Origin of the sequence: Aestuariivita boseongensis (assembly GCF_001262635.1) — a bacterium.
Taxonomy (GTDB): domain Bacteria; phylum Pseudomonadota; class Alphaproteobacteria; order Rhodobacterales; family Rhodobacteraceae; genus Aestuariivita; species Aestuariivita boseongensis.
This window is the reverse complement of sequence record NZ_JXYH01000009.1, coordinates 13570-35036: the sequence shown is the minus strand read 5'-3', so window position 1 is coordinate 35036 and position 21467 is coordinate 13570. Positions and strand designations below refer to the sequence as shown.

Sequence of the window (21467 nt, the reverse complement as noted above, 5' to 3'; positions counted from 1 at the left end):
GCCAAGCAGTAAAATCCGGTCACCAGCGCGTGACAATCCATGTCAGGTAATTGCGCGACTCGGATTACGGGTTCACCGTCAACGCATGATGGAGGTGATGCCATGCGCCTGTGCAACATGTTCAAACCGATCACTTTAAGCCTGCTGATCGTTGTTGGCCTTTTTCTGAAATCTCACGAAGCCAAAGCGGCCGAAATTGAAACGCTGACCGTCGCGGGTGGCTGTTTCTGGTGTGTTGAGGCGGATTTCGAAAAGGTACCCGGCGTGACCGAGGTTGTTTCCGGCTTTACCGGCGGTGAGGTGGCCAATCCGACCTATAAACAGGTCGTGCGTGGCGGCACCGGCCATGTGGAGGCGGTGCAGATCCGGTTTGATCCCCACATCGTCTCGCGTCAGGAGCTTTTGAGCAAATTCGTCCGGTCGATTGATCCGACCGACGCAGGCGGTCAATTCTGCGATCGCGGATTCAGCTATTCCACGGCGATTTTCGTCTCTAACCCGCAGGAAAGAGAGCTGGCGCAAGCGGTTCTGGCCAAGGCGCAAAAGCAACTGGGCGAAAAGATCGTTACCCCGATCCGCGATGAATCCCCGTTTTATGAGGCCGAGGCCTATCATCAGGATTATTACAAAAGCAGTGGGCTGGTGATTACGCGCGCCGGTCCGAAGACCAAGGCCAGCGCATATGAGTTCTATCGTCAAGCCTGCGGTCGTGATCAGCGCGTGCGCCAGCTTTGGGGCGATGCAGCACCGTTTGCGGGCGGTTAAAGCATCAGATCCTGGATATCCTTCAGATCCGGGATCACGTCCGCCGTACCATGCCGCGTCACCATGATCGACGCCGCAAGCATGGCCTGAGAGATCGCCTGCGCCATTGGCATCCCGCGATCCAGCCCGGCCAACACGTATCCTGTGAACGTATCCCCCGCGCCCGTCGTATCCACGGCCTGCACTTTTCGCGCGGGAAACGCTTGATTAGAGCCTGTTTCGGTGCAGATCCACTCGGCTCCATCCGCGCCCTTGGTGACGATGATGTCGCGCACCGGCAGGTCCGATATCGCGGTTCCCAGCGCGGTTTGAAGCTGCTGCGCCTCGACCGCGTTCAGAATCAGGAAATCAAGGAAAGGCAGAACCGCTTTGACCGCATCCGCATCGAACGGGGCGGCGGCATAGCAGACGCGCAATCCCAGCTCTTTTCCCATCTGGGCGGTTTCGACCTGGGCGTTGGTTTCATTCTGCAGGATCAGGATGTCGCCAGTCTGCGCCTCGGCCAGCGCATTCGACACTAATTCAGGGGGAATCGCCCTGTTTGCACCAGAAAAGATGATGATCTGGTTTTCGCCTGCAACCTCGACTGCAACGATGGCGTGGCCCGTGGGCGAGTCGATCTGCGCGATATGGCGGGTGTCAACGCCATATTCCAGCAACCGATCCTTCGCCCAGCGCCCATCAGGACCAACAGCGCCGATATGACAGACCCGCGCCGCCGCCCGTGCGGCAGCCACGGACATATTCGTGCCCTTCCCGCCCAGAAATTCCGCCTTGGACGTGGCTGCAACGGTTTCACCGCGTCCCGGCAGGCGATCCATCCCATAGATCAGATCCAGATTGATCGACCCAAGGTTCCAGATTGTCATCAGCCAATCTCGCAAGAGGCCAGAACGGCCATGTTCAGGATGTCATTCGCCGTGGATACGGTCGAGGCGATCTGGATTGGTTTGTCGACACCGGCCAGAATGGGGCCAATCACGGTGGCGCCGCCCATTTCCTGCATCAGTTTCACTGAGATGCTGGCAGAATGGCGCGCGGGCACGACAAGGATGTTGGCGGGCCCGGTGAGGCGGCTGAACGGATATTGCGCCTGCGCCTGAGTGTTCAGGGCGACATCCACGGTCATTTCCCCTTCGAATTCGAAATCGACACCACGCCGCTCCAGAACTTTGGGGGCCATATGCATTTTCGTGGCGCGCTCCGACACGGGATAGCCGAAGGTCGAGAAGCTGACGAACGCCACGCGAGGTTCCAGACCCATGTGGCGCGCGACATCGGCCGCGCGTTCGGCGATGGTGGCGAGATCCTCGTCGCTGGGCCATTCATGCACCAACGTATCGGCGATCAGGACGATCCGGCCCTTGTGCAACAGCGCCGTGATACCGGCAGCCCCATGCGCGGCGTCGGCGTCAAACACGTGGTTGATCCGGTCCAGCACATGCGCCGATTTGCGCGTGGCCCCGGTAACCAGCCCGTCGCCATGGCCATGGGCCAGCATCAGCGCGGCAAAGACATGGCGATCGCGGGCGGCTAGGCGGTGAATATCCTGCCGGTCAAATCCTTTCCGCTGCAGGCGGTTGAACAGGAATTCCTTATAAGTGCTCAGATGGGAGGTGTTGGCGGCGTTGATCACTTCCAGCTCGCGCGCGGCATCGCCTAGGCCTGCCTTCTCAAGCTTGGCTTTCACGTCATCCGACCGCCCGACCACAAGCGCCTTGCCCAGACCCGAGCGTTGATAGGTGACAGCGGCACGCAACACACGCGGATCGTCACCTTCGGCAAAGATCATCCGCGCCTGAGCGGCACGCGCCCGCGCATTCAGACCGCGCAGGATCGACGCGGTCGGGTCCATGCGGGATTTCAGGCCGATCTCATAAGCCTCCATATCGATGATCGGGCGGCGGGCAGCCCCTGTGTCCATCCCTGCCTTGGCAACGGCCGGCGGAATCCTGTGGATCAGCCGGGGATCAAACGGCGTTGGGATAATGTAATCACGTCCAAATGACAGGCTTTTGCCATAGGCCAGCGCAACTTCGTCTGGCACATCTTCGCGGGCCAGCGCAGCCAGAGCATGAGCGCAAGCAATCTTCATCTCGTCATTGATGGCGCGGGCGTTGATGTCCAAAGCGCCCCGGAACAGATAGGGAAAGCCCAAAACGTTGTTCACCTGGTTGGGATAATCGCTGCGCCCGGTGGCAACGATGGCGTCCATACGCACTTCGCGCGCTTCTTCCGGTGTGATCTCAGGGTCAGGGTTGGCCATGGCAAAGATCACCGGGTTGTCGGCCATCGACGCCACCATCTCCTGTGTCACTGCACCTTTGACGCTGACACCCAGGAAAACATCCGCGCCCTTCATCGCATCCTCCAGCGACCGGCAATCGGTTTTCACCGCATGGGCCGATTTCCATTGGTTCATGCCTTCGGTCCGGCCCTGATAAATAACGCCCTTGGTGTCACACATGATGCAATTGTCATGCCGCGCACCCATCGCTTTCAACAGCTCAAGGCAGGCGATCCCGGCGGCCCCAGCCCCGTTCAGGACGATCTTCACATCCTCGATCTTCTTGCCCGAGATATGCAGCGCATTGATCAGACCCGCCGCACAGATCACAGCCGTGCCGTGCTGATCATCGTGGAACACGGGGATATCCATCTCTTCCTTCAGGCGCTGTTCGATGATGAAACACTCGGGCGCCTTGATGTCTTCCAGATTGATCCCGCCAAAGGTCGGCCCCATCAGGCGCACGGCCTTGCAGAATTCATCCGGATCTTCGGTATCAAGCTCGATATCGATGGAATTCACATCGGCAAAGCGCTTGAACAGCACCGCCTTGCCTTCCATCACCGGCTTCGATCCTAGCGCGCCCAGATTGCCCAGCCCCAGCACAGCCGTACCATTGGAAATCACCGCCACAAGGTTGCCCTTGTTGGTGTAATCATAGGCCGTTTCCGGATTTTCTGCGATCGCCACGCACGGCACCGCGACCCCCGGCGAATAGGCCAAAGACAAGTCACGCTGCGTCGTCATGGGCACGGTCGCCGTCACCTCGAACTTGCCGGGCGTGGGTTCCAGATGGAACGCCAGCGCCTCTTCGTCGGTGATCTTGTTATTGGCCATTGCGGCGTCCTCCCTGATCCGGTTCATGCGTTCTAGCGCAGGCGCAAGAACGCCTCAACGACAATGCGTTTTCACCTTTCGTCACAGGGGCACGATTTGTAAGGTCATGCAAACCGAAACCGGGGGGTCAGCGGTGAGCAGTGTCACGCCCATGATGGCGCAATATCTCGAGATCAAAGAGGCGCATAAAGACGCGCTTCTTTTTTATCGGATGGGCGACTTTTACGAGATGTTCTTCGACGATGCCGTCGCCGCGGCCGAGGCTTTGGACATCGCCCTGACCAAACGCGGCAAGCATGAAGGCGACGATATCCCCATGTGCGGCGTCCCGGTACACGCGGCGGAGGGCTATCTGCTGACGCTGATCCGCAAAGGGTTCCGCGTGGCGGTCTGCGAACAGATGGAAAGCCCGGCGGAAGCGAAAAAGCGCGGGTCGAAGTCCGTGGTCAAACGCGATGTGGTGCGGCTGGTCACACCCGGAACACTGACCGAAGATGCGCTGCTAGAAGCGCGCCGCCACAATTTCCTGGCCGCGTATATGGATATTCGGGGCGATGCGGCTTTGGCGTGGTCGGATATCTCAACCGGCGCGTTCCACGTGATGCCGATAAAACCCGCGCGATTGGGTCCGGAACTGGCCCGCCTTGCCCCATCGGAACTGATTGTCTCGGAGGCGGTGGAACATGACCTGTCCGAGATCACATCCGATTTGGGTGTGCCTGTTACCGCGCTGGGTCGCGCCAGTTTCGACAGCACAAATGCCGAAAAGCGTCTGTGTAGTCTCTTTTCTGTGGGCACCTTGGAAGCGTTCGCCCCCTTCACCCGCCCCGAAGTATCGGCCATGGGTGCCCTGGTCGATTACCTGGACATCACGCAAAAGGGCAAACTCCCGCTCCTTCAGCCCCCTGCGCGTGAATTTCAGGACCGTGTTGTTCAGATCGACGCCGCGACGCGCCGCAATCTGGAACTGACGCATGCCTTGTCCGGCGGGCGTGCGGGATCGCTCTTGTCAGTGATGGACCGCACCGTGACCGCAGGCGGCGCACGGCTGTTGGAGCAACGCCTGTCCAGCCCCTCCCGCGATCTGGAAACCGTTCAAAGACGTCTGGATGCAGTGACATTCTGTGTCGAAAACGGCTCTAACACGGGCCAAATCCGCGAAGCGCTGCGCAAAGTGCCAGACCTGGACCGCGCCCTGTCGCGCCTGTCGCTCGGCCGTGGTGGCCCGCGCGATCTGGCCGCCATTCGTAACGCTCTGACCCAGGCCGAAGCCATCGCCGATCAGACTGGTGCGATGGATCTGCCGGATCTTCTGACCTCTGCCGCGAAGGACCTGACCGGCCATGGCGATCTGATCGACCTTCTGGACGCATCCCTGATCGCTGATCCGCCCTTGTTGGCGCGCGATGGGGGGTTCATTGCCACCGGGTATGACGGAGAATTGGACGAGGCGCGCAAATTGCGCGACGAAGGGCGTTCTGTCATCGCTGGGATGCAGCAGGAATATATCGGCGCAACCGGCATTCAATCGTTGAAGATCAAGCACAACAATGTGCTGGGCTATTTCATCGAAACCACGGCGACCCATGCCGAAAAGATGATGTCGCCGCCCCTGTCCGACACCTTCATTCACCGTCAGACCACCGCCAACCAAGTCCGGTTCACAACGGTCCCACTTTCCGAGATGGAGACCAAGATCCTCAATGCAGGGGGGCGAGCTCTGGAGATCGAAAAGCGGCTCTATGAAACGCTTTCGGGCGCTGTGTTGGAGAGGGCCGCACAGATCAACACGACTGCCCGCGCGCTGGCGGAGTTCGATCTGGCGACCGCTTTGGCCGATCTGGCGCGCGGCGAAGACTGGTGCCTGCCGCAGGTCGACAGCTCTCGCAGCTTCGACATCGTGGGTGGTCGCCATCCGGTTGTGGAATACGCGCTGCGCAAACAATCGGGCGACAGTTTTGTGGCCAATGACTGCACCCTGACGGCCGAGGATGGCGCCGCGATCTGGCTGCTGACCGGGCCCAACATGGCCGGTAAATCGACTTTCCTGCGCCAGAACGCCCTGATCGCCCTTCTGGCGCAAATGGGCAGCTATGTGCCCGCAGACAGCGCCCATATCGGTCTGGTCAGCCAGATTTTCAGCCGCGTAGGCGCGTCAGACGATCTGGCGCGCGGGCGGTCGACCTTCATGGTGGAAATGGTCGAAACCGCCGCGATCCTGAACCAGGCCGATGATCGCGCTTTGGTCATCCTCGATGAAATCGGGCGCGGCACCGCCACTTATGACGGGTTGTCCATCGCCTGGGCCACACTGGAACATCTGCACGAGGTCAACCAATCCCGCGCGCTGTTCGCCACCCATTACCACGAAATGACCGCCCTCGCCGGGAAGCTGGACGGCGTCGAAAACGCCACTGTTGCGGTAAAGGAATGGGAAGGCGAGGTCATTTTCCTGCACGAGGTCCGCAAAGGTGCTGCCGACCGCAGCTATGGTGTGCAGGTGGCGCAATTGGCGGGCCTGCCAAAGTCGGTGGTCGAGCGCGCCCGTGTTGTGCTGGACGCTTTGGAAAAGGGTGAACGTGAAGGCGGTGCCGCGCAAAAGGCCATCGTGGACGACCTGCCGCTTTTTTCCGTCAGCGCAACGCCACCGCCACAGCCAACGAAACCGTCACCGTTGGACGCAATGATCCACGACATTCACCCCGATGAGTTGACCCCGAAAGAGGCGCTCGACCTGATCTACAAATTGAAAGAGGCAGCCAAAACCTGACCGCCCCCCTGCTTCTTCTCTTCCCAAATACGGAAAACCGACAACCGCCAAAAGCGCGCGATCAGCCAGGATTGGACGACACGCCAACTTGCGCCGGGCGCAACAGCCGGTCGTGCAGCATAAAACCTTCCGCCGAGACCTGGATGATTTCCCCGGCCTTGGTTCCGGGCAAGGGCGCTTCGAACATCGCCTCATGCAGCTGCGGATCGAACTTGTCGCCCACTTGCGGCGCAATCACCTCGATCCCGTGTTTTTTGAACACATTCGTCAGCTCGCGCATGGTCAGCTCGATCCCTTCGATCAGGGCAGACGCTGCAGCGCGCTGTTCCTCTCCGGCCGCGTCCAGCGCGCGTTTCATGTTGTCATAGACCGGCAGCATGTCGCGGGCCAGTTTCGACCCGCCATATTGCTCCGCCTCGCGACGCGCCTTTTCAGACCGTTTGCGCGCGTTCTCGGTCTCGGCCAGGGCGCGCATGAACTTGTCTTTGTAGTCATCCCGCTCGGCACGCAGCGCGTCCAGCTCGGCGGCTTCGTCCGAAATCTCGGCCATGTCGTCGGCCATCGCTTCGGCCTCTGCCTCGCTCACATCATCCAGAAAATCGTCTTCTTTTGGCTCTGCCATTGCTTAACCTCTATTTCCGGTCGGAAATCAGTTTCCCAACCAGCTGAGCCGTGTAATCCACGATCGGAACGATCCGTCCGTAATTCAGACGAGTCGGCCCGATCACGCCCACGGCACCAATAATCTTTCGATCCGCGTTCATATATGGAGAGACAACCAGAGAGGAACCCGAAAGTGAAAAAAGTTTGTTCTCTGACCCGATAAAAATGCGCACACCTTCACCTTCTTCGGTCAGTTCCAGGAAATCGGCGATATCGCGTTTCCGCTCCAGATCGTCGAACAGGCTTCGGATGCGCTCAAGCTCCTCCTCAGCCCCATCGGCCTCAAGCAAATTGGACCGGCCGCGCACGATAAGCCGCGCGGCTTCCGATGAATCGCCGTCCCAGCTGGCCAGACCCGATTCGACCAACGCCTGGGCCAAGGCGTCAATTTCCTGCCGCCGCCTAGAGATCTCTGTCTGAATGACGCCGCGCAGTTCACTCAGGGTGCGGCCTTCGATCAGCGCGTTCAGGAAATTGGCCGCTTCGCGCATGGATGACGGTGTCGATCCCGGCGGCGGGGTGAACAGCCGGTTTTCCACATGCCCGTCGGTAAACACCAGCACAACCAAAGCCCGGTCATGGGCCAAAGACACGAATTCGATATGTTTCAGCGCCGCTTCCCGCTTGGGCGTCAGCACCACCGACGCCCCGCGCGTCACCCCGGACAGAGCAGATCCCACGCGATCCAGCATGGAACTGACATCCTGCGAATTGCTGGTCACCGTCGCGTCGATCTTTTCGCGGTCTTCATCATCCAGATCGCTGACTTCCAGCAACCCGTCCACGAACATCCGCAGCCCCAATTGCGTTGGCACGCGCCCGGCACTCACATGCGGGCTGTCCAGAAGGCCCAGATATTCCAGATCCTGCATGACGTTGCGAATTGTCGCTGCGCTGACCTTCTCACTCAGCGTGCGGGTCAGCGTGCGTGAGCCTACAGGATCACCGCTTTCCAGATAGGATTCGACCACGCGGCGAAACACCTCGCGCGAGCGGTCGTTCATCTCTTCCAGAATTTGCGGCGTATCAGGCATGGGGCTTCCTTGATCCGAACGTCATTAAATTCGTGCCACGGCAAAGGTCAATCGGGGTTGCATCAACTGTCTGGGGGGCGATATCCCGGCTGTGAACAGATAAAGGATGTCTCATGCGACCCTCAGGACGAGATTTAAGTGAAATGCGCGCCGTTTCAATCGAAACGGGCTTCACCAAACATGCCGAAGGGTCTTGCCTGATCAAGATGGGCGATACCCATGTGCTGTGCACCGCGACCATCGAAGACCGCGTGCCACCCTTCATCAAGGGCTCGGGCCTGGGCTGGGTGACGGCGGAATATGGCATGCTTCCGCGCGCGACGAACACCCGGATGCGACGCGAAGCCGCTTCCGGCAAGCAAGGCGGGCGCACTGTTGAAATTCAGCGCCTGATTGGCCGCAGCCTGCGGGCCGGTGTGGACCGGGTCGCCCTGGGCGAACGGCAGATCACGGTCGATTGCGATGTGCTGCAAGCCGATGGCGGGACGCGCTGCGCGTCGATCACAGGCGGCTGGGTCGCGTTAAGGCTGGCAGTGAACAAGCTGATGAAGGCAGGCGATGTCATCAGCGATCCGTTGCTTGATCCGGTCGCGGCGGTCAGCTGCGGGATCTATGCGGGTCAGGCGGTGCTGGATCTGGATTACCCCGAGGATTCCGAAGCCGGCGTGGACGGCAATTTCATCATGACGGGATCCAAGCAACTGATCGAAGTTCAGATGAGCGCAGAGGGCGCCACCTATTCCCGCGATCAGATGAACATGATGCTGGATCTGGCCGAAAAGGGCGTGGAAGAGCTGGTCGCCGCGCAAAAGGCCGCCACCGCATGACACGCAAGTTCACCGGCGACCGGCTTCTGGTCGCCACCCACAACCAGGGCAAACTGGAAGAGATCGCGCATCTTCTGGAGCCGTACGGCGTTGCCGTCGTTGGCGCGGCCGAGATGAATTTGCCCGAACCGGAAGAAACCGAAACAACCTTCGTCGGCAACGCCCGGATCAAGGCGCATGCGGCGGCGAAGGCAACCGGCCTGCCTGCATTGTCCGACGATTCCGGGATCGAGATTGACGCGCTGGACGGTGCGCCCGGTGTTTACACCGCCGATTGGGCCGAAACGCCGAACGGCCGGGATTTCGTGATGGCAATGACACGTGCGCATGACGAATTGGAGGCGAAAGACGCCCCCCACCCCCGCACTGCGCGGTTCTGCTGCACTTTGGTTCTGGCCTGGCCGGATGGCCATGACGAGGTTTTCCCCGGCGTGATGGAAGGGGAAATCGTCTGGCCCATGCGTGGCGATCAGGGTCATGGATATGATCCGATCTTCCAGCCCAAAGGCTACGCTCAGACTTTTGGCGAAATGGATCGCTGGGAAAAGAACAGGATCAGCCACCGCGCCGATGCGTTCCGCAAACTTGTCGCCGGTTGTTTTGACTGACGATTGGAAGAACGCGGGCTTTGGCCTTTATATCCATTGGCCCTTTTGTCAGGCCAAATGCCCGTATTGCGATTTCAACAGCCATGTTGTGGCTCATATCGACCAAAAGGCCTGGGCACGCGCCTATGTCGCTGAATTGGATCGCGTGGCGGCCGAATTGCCGGGACGCACCCTGAACACGATCTTTTTCGGCGGCGGCACGCCCAGCCTGATGCATCCCGATACGGTCGCTGCAGTTCTGGATCATGTCAGAAAACTGTGGCCCATGGCCAATGATCCCGAAATCACGCTTGAAGCCAATCCCGGATCCGTCGAGGCCGGCAAGTTCCGCGGATTTCGCGACGCGGGGGTCAACCGCATCTCCATGGGGATACAGGCGTTGAACGACCGTGACCTCAAGCGGCTGGGCCGCATTCATTCCGTGGCCGAGGCGATGGCCGCTTTTGATATCGCGCGGGATTGCTTTGACCGTGTCAGCTTCGATCTGATCTATGCCCGGCAGGACCAGACGGTTTCGGCCTGGGAGGATGAGCTGAAACAGGCTCTGACACTGGCGATTGACCATCTTTCACTTTACCAGCTGACGATCGAGGATGGGACCGCTTTCGGCGACAGGTACCAGGTCGGCAAGTTGCGCGGGTTGCCGGATGATGATGCGGCTGCGGATATGTACGCGCTGACACAGGACATCTGCGCGGATGCCGGATTTCTGAATTACGAAGTGTCGAACCACGCCCGTCCCGGTTCGGAATCGCGGCACAATCTGATCTATTGGCGCTATGGAGATTACGCGGGCATCGGACCAGGTGCGCATGGGCGGGTCACAATCGACGGGCAGAGATATGCCACCGAATGTCTGCGCGCGCCGGGTGCCTGGTTGTCGGCGGTAGAAACCGGTCGGGCGGAACATATCCGCGACGCGATCTCGCATGAAGAACAGGCGCAGGAATACCTGCTGATGGGCCTGCGCATTCGCGAGGGGATCGACCGCGCGCGTTACGAGGCGCTGGCCGGGCATCCACTGGATCAGGCGACACTGGATCATCTGACCGATATCGGCATGATCCGCGCGAATAGAAAGAAAATAATTGTTTCAGATCAAGGGTTTATGGTTTTGAACAGCGTGATTGCCGCGCTGGCCAATGCCTAACCCCGGCTCAGCAACTGGCAGAGCGTATCCAGATCGTCCAGTGATCCGTACTTGATCGAAAGCGTACCGGATTCCTTGCCCGGCGTATGGTCGATCTGAACCTTCATACCCACGGCCGCCGACAGATCCCCTTCCAACGCTTTGGTATCCGCGTCCTTTTCCGGGGCCGCGACCTTCGGTTTGTCGGGCGTTGTGGTCGCAGGCTTCTGCTTGGCGAGCTTTTCGGTTTCGCGCACGGAAAGACCGCGCTGAACCACCTGCTGCGCCAGAGCAAGCGGATCATCCGCGGTGATCAATGCCCGCGCGTGACCTGCGGTCAGCTTGCCTTCGCGCAACATCGTCTGCACCTGATCCGGCAGGGTCAGCAACCGCATCAGGTTGGCGATGTGGCTGCGGCTTTTGCCCATGGCTTCAGCCAGTTTTTCCTGCGTGTGACCAAAGCGTTCCATCAGCTGCTTGTACCCTGCGGCCTCTTCCACCGGGTTCAGATCGGCGCGCTGGATGTTTTCGATGATGGCGACTTCCAGCACCTCGGTATCGGTGAAGTCGCGCACGATCACCGGAATTTCATGCAGTTGAGCCCTTTGCGCAGCGCGCCAGCGGCGTTCGCCGGCAACAATTTCGAAGCCGGACCCTTTCTTCCGTACAATCAGAGGCTGGATGATGCCTTTTTCCTGGATCGACGATGCAAGCTCCTGCAACGCCTCCTCTGCGAAAGACTGCCGTGGCTGGTCCGGGTTGGGCTGAATCTTTTCGATCGGGACAAGTTGATCAGCTGCGCGAGGCGCGGTGGATTGAGTGTCGGATGACTCCACAGGAACATCTGCCATCAACGCCGACAATCCCCGGCCCAGGCCGCGCGATTTTTTCTTTTCTGCCACGTCTCGTTCCTCTGTTGCTTATGCTGCTTGCTGTGTTGCGTTCTGCAGGATCTCTTGCGCCAGCGCGCGATAGGCCTGCGCCCCCTGCGAATGCGGGTCATAGGACAAAACCGGCATGGCGAAGGACGGCGCTTCGCTTACCCGGACATTGCGCGGGATAATGGTCTGAAACACCAGATCGCCCAGATTGTCGCGCGCGTCCTGCTCGACCTGTTGCGACAGGTTGTTGCGCCTGTCGAACATGGTCAGCACCACGCCTTCCAGTCGTAGGTTCGGGTTGGCCGTCTGGCGCACCTCGCGCACGGTCAGCATCAGCTGCGACAACCCTTCCAAAGCAAAGAATTCAGATTGCAACGGCACCAGCACAGAATGTGCCGCCACCATTGCGTTGACGGTCAAAAGGTTCAGCGAAGGTGGGCAATCAATCAATATGTAGTGGAAACCATAAGCATCCATCGCAACCTGTCGTAGCGCATCGTGTAAAAGATAGCTGCGCTTTTCGTTCGATATCAGTTCGATATCAGCGGAACTCAGATCCACGGTTGCAGGAATAATGGCCAGGTTTTCGACGTCAGTTTCCTGAATCACATCCTCGAGCGGAGCATCGTCGACCAGCAGGTCATAGGTCGTTGCATCCCGCTGTGCGGCTTCGATGCCCAGTCCGGTTGACGCATTGCCTTGCGGATCAAGATCAACCACCAGCACTTTCCGCCCCGCTTCTGCCAGGGCCGCAGCAAGGTTGATCGCTGTTGTGGTTTTTCCAACCCCCCCTTTCTGGTTGGCAACGGCAATAATCCGGGGTCCGGCCGGGCGAGACAGGTCAGTCACGCGACACTCCTTCGATCTTCAATATTACGGCAGAGTCGTGAGTATGACTTTTAACTGCTTCGCATTTGAAACGCCATGATTTGCGGGCGTCCTCGACCTCTTTTTGCCAGGACTCGCCCTTTTGAAACAAAGCAAATCCGGCAGTGCTTAAATGACGATCAGCAAAGCCAAGAAGCGTATCAAGGTCTGCCAGTGCCCGCGCAGACAGAATATCCGCGTTCTGTGGGGGCGCCTCTTCTATGCGCTGGGATAGAACAGTGACGTTCAGATCAAGCTCGCGAATGGAAGTGCGCAGGAATGTGCACTTCCTTTGGTCGCTTTCAATCAGGGTGAAACGGGTCTTTGGCCAGTATTCCCTGGCATAAACAGCCAGGACAATGCCAGGGAACCCGCCGCCTGACCCAATATCGACCCAATGATCGCAGGGCTCCCCACACTCTGCCACCTGCAGAGAATCCAGAATGTGTCGCCCCCAAATGTCTGCCTGATCCTTCTTGGAAATCAGATTGATCTTTGGTGTCCACTTCAGGACAAGCGCTTCGAACGCCTTCAGCCGATCCAGTGTTTCACGTGAAACATCCAGCATCACGCGGTTTTCTTCTGTCCGTCACGCTTGATCCGAGCCAATAGCAAAGCCAAGGCTGCGGGGGTCATACCATCAATCCGGGACGCCTGCAGCAGATTCGCCGGGCGCGCTTGATGCAGCTTTGCTTTCAGTTCATTCGAAAGGCTATCAATAGCGTAGTAATCGAAATCCGCCGGTATTGCCTGCCCTTCATCTTTCTTCAGGGTTTCCACATCTTTTTTCTGACGTTCGATGTAGTTGGCATAAAGCGCATCACGTTCTATCTGACGCCGTGTCGGTTCGTCCGTATCCTTCAGGGCAGGATTCAAAGCGATCAGATCTTCGAAAGTCACATCGGGAAAGGCCAAAACCGCCAGCCCAGTGCGGCGTGTGCCATCCTGATTGATCGAAATACCCGCGGCTTGAATTTGCTTTGGTGTGTAAGTGGTTTCAGTCAACTGATCCCGCACGTGATCCAGCGCTTCCATTTTGTGTTCGAAGGCCCGCTGACGCACCTGACCGACGCAACCAATCTGAATGCCCAATGGCGTCAGACGTTGATCTGCATTGTCCGCGCGCAGGGAAAGCCGGAACTCCGCGCGCGACGTGAACATGCGATACGGCTCGGAAACGCCGCGTGTGGTCAGATCATCGATCATTACGCCGATATAACTGTTTGATCGACTGAACGTAATTGGATCTTGGTCCGCAACCGCACGTGCGGCGTTCAAACCCGCCACCATGCCTTGCGCCGCTGCCTCCTCATATCCTGTGGTTCCATTGATTTGTCCCGCAAGATAAAGGCCAGGAACGTCCTTCAAAGCCAATTGCGGCGTCAGTGCGCGTGGATCGACATAGTCATACTCGATCGCATAACCAGGCTGCAGGATGACTGCCCGCTCAAGCCCCTTAATCGAATGGACATAGGCCTCCTGCACCGACTCCGGCAGGGATGTTGAAATGCCGTTCGGGTAAATCGTGTGATCATCCGCACCTTCCGGCTCAAGAAAGATCTGGTGGGATTCCTTGTCTGCAAAGCGGACAATCTTGTCTTCGATCGAAGGGCAATACCTCGGGCCAACACCCTCGATGTGTCCACCATACATCGCAGATTTCTCCAGGTTTTCCTGAATAATCTCATGTGTCTGCGGGTTTGTATGCGTAATCCCGCAGGAAATCTGCGGTGCCGAAACAGTTTTCGACAGGAACGAGAACAGCGTCGGATCGTCGTCACCCGGCTGCATCTCAAGACCAACCCAATTGATCGTTCGCCCATCCAGACGCGGCGGCGTTCCCGTTTTCAGGCGCCCAAGAGGAAGGCCAAAAGAATCGATGCGCTCTGCCAGTTTGATGGAGGGTTTATCTCCCATCCGCCCACCCGGCCGCGCTACATCGCCGATATGAATGACACCACGAAGGAACGTACCCGTTGTCAGAATAACGGCCCGTGCCGGTATGCAAGATCCATCTTGCAGAACAACACCACACACCTTGGCGCCATCCATGATGAAATCGACGGCTTCCCCCTCCACGATCGTCAGGTTCTGCTGCGCTTCGATTTCTGCCAACATGGTTTCGCGATAGATCTTGCGATCCGCCTGCGCCCTCGGGCCTTGAACTGCAGGCCCTTTCCGGCGATTCAACAAACGAAACTGTATCCCGGCGCGGTCTGCCACACGCCCCATGACACCATCCAGGGCGTCGATCTCGCGCACAAGATGGCCTTTCCCCAGCCCACCAATTGCCGGGTTGCAGGACATCACACCGATTCCAGAACGGGTCAGCGTGATCAACGCCGTCTGCGCGCCCATTCGCGCTGCAGCATGAGCAGCTTCTGCGCCCGCGTGGCCTCCGCCAATCACAACGACATCAAAATGTTTCACGTGAAACACTCCTCATTTTCCCAAGCAAAAACTGGCAAAGATCTCGTCCAGAAGGTTTTCCGCATCAATCCGACCCACCAGGGATTCAAGGGCACGAATCGCCGTTCTCAGTTCTTCCGCCGCTATATCATAGTGATCGGGACCAAGGGACAGTTGGTCTTGGGCTGCCGCAAGGCTTGCCAGGGCTTTTTCCATCGCATCCTTGTGGCGTTGCCGGGTTGCAAGGCCCGCGGATTGCGACCGTGTCTGCAAGACGTCCGAAATCCGTTTCACAAGATTGGCCACGCCCTGCCCCGTCAAACCCGAAACGGCATTAGGCTCATCGGCCAGCTGGTCCGCTTTTGGGCGCAGAACGATATCATCAGCCAATGGCTGTAATGGCAGCGCCCCATCCTCGGTCAGGAACACGCGCAGGTCAGCATCCCGCGCGCGGCGCAAGGCTCGGTCGATACCAATACCCTCAACCACGTCATCCGTTTCCCGCAATCCGGCTGTATCCAGGAGAGTGACAGGCAAACCCGCAAGATCCATGCGCACTTCGATGATATCCCGTGTCGTCCCGGCATATTCCGAGGTTATCGCCGCGTCACGACCAGCTAAGTAATTGAGAAGAGTAGATTTTCCGACGTTTGGAGGGCCAACAATCGCCACTTCGAACCCTTCGCGAATACGCTCCGCCATCGCAACGCCAGTGGTTTGTTCCGACAGCTCCGCCATCACTCCGGAAAGCAGCTTGTTCACTTCAGGTGTGACGTCTGTCGGCACTTCTTCGTCTGCGAAATCGATGGTCGCTTCGATCAGAGCGGCCGCGCGGATCAAGTCCTTGCGCCAGCGTTCGGCAAGACCGCCAAAGGCACCGGCAAAGATTTTTTGGGCTTGCCGCCTTTGCGCTTCGGTTTCTGCATCGATCAGATCCGCAAGCCCCTCCACCTGCGCCAGATCCAGGCGGCCATTTTCCAACGCACGGCGCGTGAACTCACCCGGCTCAGCCAGGCGAAGACCCTCTTGTTCGCCCAACACTGAAAGAACGGCTGATGTAATGGCGGTGCTGCCATGCAGATGCAGCTCGACCACGTCTTCTCCTGTGAAGCTGGCCGGCGCATCGAAACGGAGGATCAGCGCGTGATCCAGAACGTCCCCTTCCCTGTCGCGCAGGACAGACACACGCGTGGCGCGGGCGGCAGGCAGATTGGCGCCCAGGGCACGCGCTGCTCCGTGCGCCAGAGGACCCGAGATGCGGATAACCGCAACCCCGGCTTTTCCCTGCGCCGTGGCCAGTGCGAAAATCGTGTCCATCGCTTGTGTACCCCTGATGAAAACGCATGCGCCCCGGACGTGATCCGGGGCCCTGATCGTTTTGCAAAAGACCCCGGCACATCAGCCGGGATACAAACCCTTAGGTATTCATCGAGTCGAAGAATTCCGAGTTTGTCTTGGTCTGCTTCAACTTCGACAACAGGAACTCGATCGCGTCGGTGGTGCCCATCGGATTGAGGATCCGCCGCAGAACGAAGGTTTTCTGCAGATCAACTTTGTCGACCAACAGATCTTCCTTCCGCGTGCCGGATTTCAGAATGTCGATGGCCGGGAAGACGCGCTTGTCGGCGATCTTGCGATCCAGAACGATTTCCGAGTTACCGGTGCCTTTGAATTCTTCGAAGATCACCTCGTCCATCCGGCTGCCCGTGTCTATCAGCGCTGTGGCGATGATGGTGAGCGATCCGCCCTCTTCGATATTCCGAGCTGCGCCAAAGAACCGCTTGGGCCGTTGCAGCGCGTTCGCATCCACACCACCAGTCAGAACCTTACCCGAAGACGGGACAACGGTGTTAAAAGCCCTACCAAGTCTTGTGATCGAATCGAGAAGGATAACAACATCTCGTTTATGCTCGACCAGACGCTTGGCTTTTTCGATCACCATTTCCGACACCGCCACGTGACGTGTGGCCGGTTCGTCGAAGGTGGATGAAATCACCTCCCCTTTCACCGAACGCTGCATGTCTGTCACCTCTTCCGGGCGTTCGTCGATCAGCAGAACGATCAGGTAACATTCCGGGTGGTTCACTTCGATCGATCGGGCGATGTTCTGCAGGATCACCGTTTTACCCGTCCGCGGTGGCGCCACGATCAGCGACCGCTGGCCTTTCCCGATTGGTGCCACCAGATCGATCACGCGGGCAGAGCGGTCTTTGATCGTCGGATCTTCAATTTCCATCTTCAGACGCTCATCCGGGTAAAGCGGCGTGAGGTTGTCGAAGGCGATCTTGTGTTTCGCCTTTTCGGGATCGGCGAAGTTGATCTGCGTGACATTGGTCAGCGCAAAGTAACGTTCGTTGTCGTTCGGTGCCTTGATCACGCCTTCAATCGTGTCGCCAGTGCGCAGCGAATGCTGGCGGATCATCTCGGGCGAGACATAGATGTCATCGGGACCGGGAAGATAGTTCGCCTCGGGTGAGCGGAGGAAGCCGAAGCCATCCTGCAGCACCTCAAGCACGCCATCGCCCGAGACTTCCCATCCCTCGTCCGCGCGCTCGCGCAGGATCTGGAACATCATCTCGCCCTTGCGCATGGTCGAGGCGTTTTCGATCTCAAGATCTTCAGCCATGGCCAAAAGGTCTTTGGGGCTTTTCGCCTTGAGATCGGACAGGTTCAATTTGTCAGTCATGTCGGGATACCTGAAAGCAGCCGCGCGGAATGGGCGGCTGGTGTGATGTGTCATTTGGAAAAACACTTAACCCGGACGGGTCAGTTGCCGCCTAGATACGCGCGGCAGGGCTTGGAGTCAAATCTCTCAGAATTTGAAGATGACGGAGAAGACGATGACCAGCATCAAAACCGTCGGCACTTCGTTCATCATCCGGTACTGGCGGCCGGTCACGGTGTTTTCACCATTCATGAAATCCTTGCGCCGACGAGCCAGCCAATGGTGAAACCATGTCATGCCCAATACCGACGCTGCCTTGGTCCAGGGCCAGATCAAACCCCAATCGACCACACCGGGTGTAAAGACTAATGCCAGGCCAAAGATCCATGTGCCAATCATGGCCGGATTCATGATGGCCCTGAGAAGCCTTCGTTCCATCACCTCGAACAATGGCGGAAGGCCTGCAATCTCATCGCCCTTTTCTACGTGATAGACGTACAGACGGGGCAAGTAGAACAAGCCAGCCATCCAGGCGATCACGGAAACGATGTGAAGTGACTTCATCCATGGATAGGCATTGATCAGGAATTCGGTCATTTGGCTCTCTTCTGGGTGAGCCTCTCTTTAATAATAAATAAAGATATAAAGAAAGGATGATGATTTTGTTGGGGAGTGCCCGGCTTGTGGATTACACGGTTTTGACTGGGTTTTCCACGATGTTCATAACTGGTGTCCATATTCGCTGACAGCCTTTGGAAAAGATTTTTTACACATATAAATCAAATGCTTAATCGAATTATGGCAATTTTGTGTCAGTGGATAAATCTGGGACATATTGTGACAAACCGGGTTTTCCACGACACCGGATTTATCCCGTCCCGAACTGGAGGAAAAAAGGAAATCGAACGATCTGTCCCAGTCATCAAAGCGGACTTGCATCGAGGCGATGTTTTCCGGCACATCATGCCCATTCGATATGCAGACCAACCCCCATGGTTATCCACATGAACACCCCCATCACACTCGCCTCCGGCTCCGAGATCCGGGCGCAGTTGTTGCGCAATGCAGGTGTCGCATTCGACGTCACTGTGGCCCGTGTTGATGAAGAAATGATTAAGGCGGCCCTGCTGGCCGAGGATGCCAGCCCCCGTGATATCGCCGATGCTTTGGCTGAGGCGAAGGCGCGGCGCGTCAGTGACAAGGTTGGCGGTTTGGTTCTGGGTTGCGATCAGGTTCTTGATTTCCAGGGGCGGCTTTTGTCGAAACCCGCAACGGCCGAAGATGCGTTGGCCCAGCTGAAAGAGATGCGCGGCCAGCGGCACATGCTGTTGTCGGCTGCTGTGATCTATGACGATGGTAAACCGGTTTGGCGTCATGTGGGCCAGGTTCGGCTGTTGATGCGCGATGCGTCGGACGAATATCTGGCCGATTACGTCGACCGCAACTGGGACAGTATCCGCCATTCCGTTGGCGCATATAAGCTTGAGGAAGAGGGCGTCCGCCTCTTTACCCGGATTGACGGCGACTATTTTAACGTTTTGGGTATGCCCCTGCTGGAGCTTTTGGCATATCTGACGTTACGGGGGGTGCTGCCACGATGAGTGATGAGAAAATACCGCTGGCGGCGGTGATCGGATCGCCGATTGCGCATTCACGTTCCCCGAAACTGCACAATTACTGGCTGAGCGTGTACGGCTTGCGCGGTCACTATATCCCAATGGATATCGCACCCGAGGATCTGGAGCGTGTGATCCGGATAATGCCAACCATGGGCTTTGTCGGATGCAACATCACCATTCCATACAAGGAAAAGGTGATGGCGCTGGCCGATCAGATTACGGATCGCGCCACGCTCATCGGCGCGGCCAATACGCTGATCTTTCGGCGCGACGGGCGGATCATGGCGGATAACACCGATGGGTACGGCTTTATCGAAAATCTGCGGCAGGGTGCGCCGACCTGGAAGGCCTCTCAGGGAAAAGCAGTTGTTTTTGGAGCGGGCGGTGCAGCACGTGCGGTTGTCGCGGCGCTGGCAGATGCTGGCGTTCCTGAGATTGTGATTACCAATCGCACCCGCGTCCGGGCAGATAAGCTGAAGGAAGACTTCGGAAAGCGCGTGTCCGTCGTGGATTGGGTGCAAGCGGGGAACATCCTGGAAGAAGCAGCTTTGGTCGTGAACACAACATCGCTTGGCATGACCGGCAAACCCGAAATGCGCGTACCGCTGGATGGGTTGCAGAAGGGTACTGTTGTCACCGATCTGGTCTATGAACCGCTGCAAACCCGCCTTCTGCGCGAAGCTGAAGATGCGGGCTGCATCACCTTGGATGGCTTGGGCATGTTGCTGCATCAGGCGGTGCCTTGCTTTGAGCGCTGGTTCGGACAACGGCCCGAAGTGGATACGGGTACGCGGGCCGCGGCGCTGAGATGACTGTGAAGCTTGGGCTGACCGGCTCCATCGGGATGGGCAAAAGCACGACCGCGACCATGTTTGTCGAGGAAGGGTGCGATCTGTGGGATGCCGATGCGGCTGTGCATCGGCTGTATTCCAAAGGCGGCGCAGCGGTGGAGCCGATGCGCGCGGTGTTTCCCGAAGCAATCGTGGACGGGGCCGTTTCGCGGGACGTGTTGAAGACGATCATTGCTGAAAAGCCCGACGCATTGCGTCAGATCGAACAGATCGTGCATCCACTGGTCGGCCAGGACCGCGCGCTTTTCGTGGCGCAAAGCACTGCCGATATTCTGGTGTTCGACATCCCGCTTCTGTTTGAAACAGGCGGTGACGCGACGATGGATGTGACTGTCGTTGTCTCTGCCCCCGAGAATGTTCAGAAAGCCCGCGTTCTCGAACGCGGAACGATGACCGAGGCGCAGTTCGAACAGATCCGCGCCAAGCAGATGCCCGATGACGAAAAACGTAAACGGGCCGATCATGTGATCGTCACCGATACGGTTGAACACGCACGCGCCCAGGTGCAGTCTGTGGTCAGGCAGATCCGAGGGCAGGCAGATGCGTGAAATCGTTCTTGATACCGAAACCACGGGGTTCGACCCGGAAACAGGTGACCGGATTGTCGAGATCGGCGCGGTCGAGCTTTACAATCACGTCGCGACCGGCCGGACCTATCATCAATATATCAACCCCGAACGCGCCATGCCCCAGGAAGCGTTCGAGGTGCACGGGCTGGGCGATGATTTTTTGCGCGACAAGCCGAAATTCGCCGAGATCGGTCATGCGTTCCTGGAATTCGTTGGCGATGCCAAACTGGTGATCCACAACGCTGCCTTCGACATGAAATTCCTGAATGCCGAACTGGGCTGGATCGGGTTGCCCCAATTGCCGTTCGACCGGGCGATCGACACGCTGATGATTGCGCGGCAGAAATTTCCGGGATCGCCAGCGTCTTTGGATGCGCTGTGCCGGCGCTTTGCTATCGATAACTCGGCCCGAACGCTGCACGGCGCGCTTCTGGACAGTGAAATCCTGGCCGAAGTGTATCTTGAGCTGATCGGCGGCCGTCAGCCGGATTTCGGATTGGCGCGTTCAACCGCCGACACCAGCACCGGCGCGGAAGAGGTCTGGCGACCGCGCCCACGGCAAACACCTTTGCCGCCCCGCATCACGGCAGAGGAAGAAGCAGCGCATCGCGCCTTTGTCGAAGAACTGGGGGATGCCGCGCTTTGGTCGCGTGGCGGCTGACCACATGCGCGCGCCCCGGGCCTGA

Annotated in this window: 20 protein-coding genes; 9 read left to right on the top strand and 11 right to left on the bottom strand. The window is 58.3% G+C overall.

The features are described from left to right. Positions 1-102: 102 nt before the first annotated feature. Positions 103-765 (top strand): peptide-methionine (S)-S-oxide reductase MsrA, encoded by a 663-nt coding sequence (msrA, locus tag TR61_RS05520; protein WP_050928852.1) that lies wholly within the window; start codon positions 103-105, stop codon positions 763-765. On the opposite strand, the gene TR61_RS05515 is transcribed toward msrA, so the two are convergent. Together TR61_RS05515 and TR61_RS05510 are read right to left on the bottom strand one after the other, a co-directional pair. Next, entirely contained in the window at positions 762-1634 is an 873-nt protein-coding gene (locus TR61_RS05515; protein ID WP_050928849.1) for a ribokinase, read from the bottom strand. The two genes, msrA and TR61_RS05515, sit on opposite strands and share 4 nt — an antisense overlap. After that, on the bottom strand, positions 1634-3889 hold the full coding sequence (locus TR61_RS05510) for an NADP-dependent malic enzyme (protein WP_050928846.1): 2256 nt from the start codon (positions 3887-3889) through the stop codon (positions 1634-1636). Before TR61_RS05510 ends, TR61_RS05515 begins: the two co-directional genes overlap by 1 nt. Before the next feature lie 151 nt (positions 3890-4040). Here TR61_RS05510 and mutS point away from each other — a divergent pair, with 151 nt between their 5' ends. Further along, positions 4041-6659, top strand: coding sequence for a DNA mismatch repair protein MutS (gene mutS / locus TR61_RS05505; RefSeq protein ID WP_050928969.1), 2619 nt, complete (start codon positions 4041-4043; stop codon positions 6657-6659). Between the two features lie 61 nt (positions 6660-6720). Here the strand turns inward: mutS and TR61_RS05500 are convergent, their stop codons facing one another. After that, positions 6721-7281 carry a nucleotide exchange factor GrpE gene (locus TR61_RS05500; RefSeq protein WP_050928844.1) on the bottom strand — a complete coding sequence of 187 codons (561 nt, stop codon included), beginning with the start codon at positions 7279-7281 and terminating at the stop codon, positions 6721-6723. A gap of 10 nt (positions 7282-7291) precedes the next feature. Then, positions 7292-8356: a heat-inducible transcriptional repressor HrcA gene (hrcA, locus tag TR61_RS05495; protein ID WP_050928842.1), complete on the bottom strand. Its 1065-nt coding sequence runs from the start codon at positions 8354-8356 to the stop codon at positions 7292-7294. A 113-nt stretch (positions 8357-8469) separates the two neighbouring features. Here hrcA and rph point away from each other — a divergent pair, with 113 nt between their 5' ends. Genes rph through hemW form a run of 3 tightly spaced genes read left to right on the top strand, consistent with a single transcriptional unit; the run spans position 8470 to position 10941 of the window. After that, positions 8470-9183 (top strand): ribonuclease PH, encoded by a 714-nt coding sequence (gene rph, locus TR61_RS05490; protein ID WP_050928840.1) that lies wholly within the window; start codon positions 8470-8472, stop codon positions 9181-9183. Then, on the top strand, positions 9180-9791 hold the full coding sequence (gene rdgB / locus TR61_RS05485) for an RdgB/HAM1 family non-canonical purine NTP pyrophosphatase (RefSeq protein WP_050928838.1): 612 nt from the start codon (positions 9180-9182) through the stop codon (positions 9789-9791). Before rph ends, rdgB begins: the two co-directional genes overlap by 4 nt. Beyond that, the gene (gene hemW, locus TR61_RS05480; RefSeq protein WP_050928836.1) at positions 9754-10941 is read left to right on the top strand and encodes a radical SAM family heme chaperone HemW; all 1188 of its coding nucleotides are present in this window, start codon (positions 9754-9756) and stop codon (positions 10939-10941) included. The genes rdgB and hemW overlap by 38 nt, the downstream gene beginning before the upstream one ends. On the opposite strand, the gene TR61_RS05475 is transcribed toward hemW, so the two are convergent. The 7 genes from TR61_RS05475 to hemJ all read right to left on the bottom strand — a co-directional run bounded on the left by TR61_RS05475 (position 10938) and on the right by hemJ (position 18339). Then, complete coding sequence (locus tag TR61_RS05475; protein WP_245626825.1) at positions 10938-11822, bottom strand: ParB/RepB/Spo0J family partition protein; 885 nt, start codon at positions 11820-11822, stop codon at positions 10938-10940. The genes hemW and TR61_RS05475 overlap by 4 nt on opposite strands. An 18-nt stretch (positions 11823-11840) precedes the next feature. Further along, positions 11841-12650 carry a ParA family protein gene (locus tag TR61_RS05470; protein ID WP_050928834.1) on the bottom strand — a complete coding sequence of 270 codons (810 nt, stop codon included), beginning with the start codon at positions 12648-12650 and terminating at the stop codon, positions 11841-11843. Further along, a complete protein-coding gene (gene rsmG, locus TR61_RS05465) occupies positions 12643-13236 on the bottom strand; it encodes a 16S rRNA (guanine(527)-N(7))-methyltransferase RsmG (RefSeq protein WP_050928832.1) in 594 nt (197 codons plus the stop codon). The genes TR61_RS05470 and rsmG overlap by 8 nt, the downstream gene beginning before the upstream one ends. Next, on the bottom strand, positions 13236-15098 hold the full coding sequence (gene mnmG / locus TR61_RS05460; RefSeq protein ID WP_050928967.1) for a tRNA uridine-5-carboxymethylaminomethyl(34) synthesis enzyme MnmG: 1863 nt from the start codon (positions 15096-15098) through the stop codon (positions 13236-13238). Before mnmG ends, rsmG begins: the two co-directional genes overlap by 1 nt. Positions 15099-15110: 12 nt before the next feature. Beyond that, positions 15111-16394 carry a tRNA uridine-5-carboxymethylaminomethyl(34) synthesis GTPase MnmE gene (mnmE, locus tag TR61_RS05455; RefSeq protein ID WP_050928830.1) on the bottom strand — a complete coding sequence of 428 codons (1284 nt, stop codon included), beginning with the start codon at positions 16392-16394 and terminating at the stop codon, positions 15111-15113. A gap of 100 nt (positions 16395-16494) precedes the next feature. Next, positions 16495-17763: a transcription termination factor Rho gene (gene rho / locus TR61_RS05450; RefSeq protein ID WP_050928828.1), complete on the bottom strand. Its 1269-nt coding sequence runs from the start codon at positions 17761-17763 to the stop codon at positions 16495-16497. Between the two features lie 126 nt (positions 17764-17889). After that, a complete protein-coding gene (gene hemJ, locus TR61_RS05445; protein ID WP_050928825.1) occupies positions 17890-18339 on the bottom strand; it encodes a protoporphyrinogen oxidase HemJ in 450 nt (149 codons plus the stop codon). A 407-nt stretch (positions 18340-18746) separates the two neighbouring features. Between hemJ and TR61_RS05440 the strand changes: the two genes are divergently transcribed. From TR61_RS05440 to dnaQ, 4 genes are read left to right on the top strand one after another with little or no spacing between them, the layout of a single operon-like run. After that, the gene (locus tag TR61_RS05440) at positions 18747-19343 is read left to right on the top strand and encodes a Maf family protein (protein WP_050928966.1); all 597 of its coding nucleotides are present in this window, start codon (positions 18747-18749) and stop codon (positions 19341-19343) included. Beyond that, complete coding sequence (locus TR61_RS05435) at positions 19340-20173, top strand: shikimate dehydrogenase (RefSeq protein WP_050928823.1); 834 nt, start codon at positions 19340-19342, stop codon at positions 20171-20173. The genes TR61_RS05440 and TR61_RS05435 overlap by 4 nt, the downstream gene beginning before the upstream one ends. After that, on the top strand, positions 20170-20760 hold the full coding sequence (coaE, locus tag TR61_RS05430; protein ID WP_050928820.1) for a dephospho-CoA kinase: 591 nt from the start codon (positions 20170-20172) through the stop codon (positions 20758-20760). Before TR61_RS05435 ends, coaE begins: the two co-directional genes overlap by 4 nt. Then, complete coding sequence (dnaQ, locus tag TR61_RS05425) at positions 20753-21442, top strand: DNA polymerase III subunit epsilon (protein WP_050928817.1); 690 nt, start codon at positions 20753-20755, stop codon at positions 21440-21442. The genes coaE and dnaQ overlap by 8 nt, the downstream gene beginning before the upstream one ends. The last annotated feature ends 25 nt before the right edge of the window (positions 21443-21467 follow it).

What these genes read in the sequence shown, in the direction of transcription:
- mnmE (WP_050928830.1), bottom strand. Translation starts at nt 16,394, where the DNA reads ATGGACACGATTTTCGCACTGGCCACGGCGCAGGGAAAAGCCGGGGTT.
- hrcA (WP_050928842.1), bottom strand. Translation starts at nt 8,356, where the DNA reads ATGCCTGATACGCCGCAAATTCTGGAAGAGATGAACGACCGCTCGCGC.
- TR61_RS05435 (WP_050928823.1), top strand. Translation starts at nt 19,340, where the DNA reads ATGAGTGATGAGAAAATACCGCTGGCGGCGGTGATCGGATCGCCGATT.
- rdgB (WP_050928838.1), top strand. Translation starts at nt 9,180, where the DNA reads ATGACACGCAAGTTCACCGGCGACCGGCTTCTGGTCGCCACCCACAAC.
- dnaQ (WP_050928817.1), top strand. Translation starts at nt 20,753, where the DNA reads ATGCGTGAAATCGTTCTTGATACCGAAACCACGGGGTTCGACCCGGAA.
- rph (WP_050928840.1), top strand. Translation starts at nt 8,470, where the DNA reads ATGCGACCCTCAGGACGAGATTTAAGTGAAATGCGCGCCGTTTCAATC.
- coaE (WP_050928820.1), top strand. Translation starts at nt 20,170, where the DNA reads ATGACTGTGAAGCTTGGGCTGACCGGCTCCATCGGGATGGGCAAAAGC.
- hemW (WP_050928836.1), top strand. Translation starts at nt 9,754, where the DNA reads ATGCGTTCCGCAAACTTGTCGCCGGTTGTTTTGACTGACGATTGGAAG.
- TR61_RS05440 (WP_050928966.1), top strand. Translation starts at nt 18,747, where the DNA reads ATGAACACCCCCATCACACTCGCCTCCGGCTCCGAGATCCGGGCGCAG.
- hemJ (WP_050928825.1), bottom strand. Translation starts at nt 18,339, where the DNA reads ATGACCGAATTCCTGATCAATGCCTATCCATGGATGAAGTCACTTCAC.
- rsmG (WP_050928832.1), bottom strand. Translation starts at nt 13,236, where the DNA reads ATGCTGGATGTTTCACGTGAAACACTGGATCGGCTGAAGGCGTTCGAA.
- mutS (WP_050928969.1), top strand. Translation starts at nt 4,041, where the DNA reads ATGATGGCGCAATATCTCGAGATCAAAGAGGCGCATAAAGACGCGCTT.
- msrA (WP_050928852.1), top strand. Translation starts at nt 103, where the DNA reads ATGCGCCTGTGCAACATGTTCAAACCGATCACTTTAAGCCTGCTGATC.
- TR61_RS05515 (WP_050928849.1), bottom strand. Translation starts at nt 1,634, where the DNA reads ATGACAATCTGGAACCTTGGGTCGATCAATCTGGATCTGATCTATGGG.
- TR61_RS05510 (WP_050928846.1), bottom strand. Translation starts at nt 3,889, where the DNA reads ATGGCCAATAACAAGATCACCGACGAAGAGGCGCTGGCGTTCCATCTG.
- TR61_RS05500 (WP_050928844.1), bottom strand. Translation starts at nt 7,281, where the DNA reads ATGGCAGAGCCAAAAGAAGACGATTTTCTGGATGATGTGAGCGAGGCA.
- rho (WP_050928828.1), bottom strand. Translation starts at nt 17,763, where the DNA reads ATGACTGACAAATTGAACCTGTCCGATCTCAAGGCGAAAAGCCCCAAA.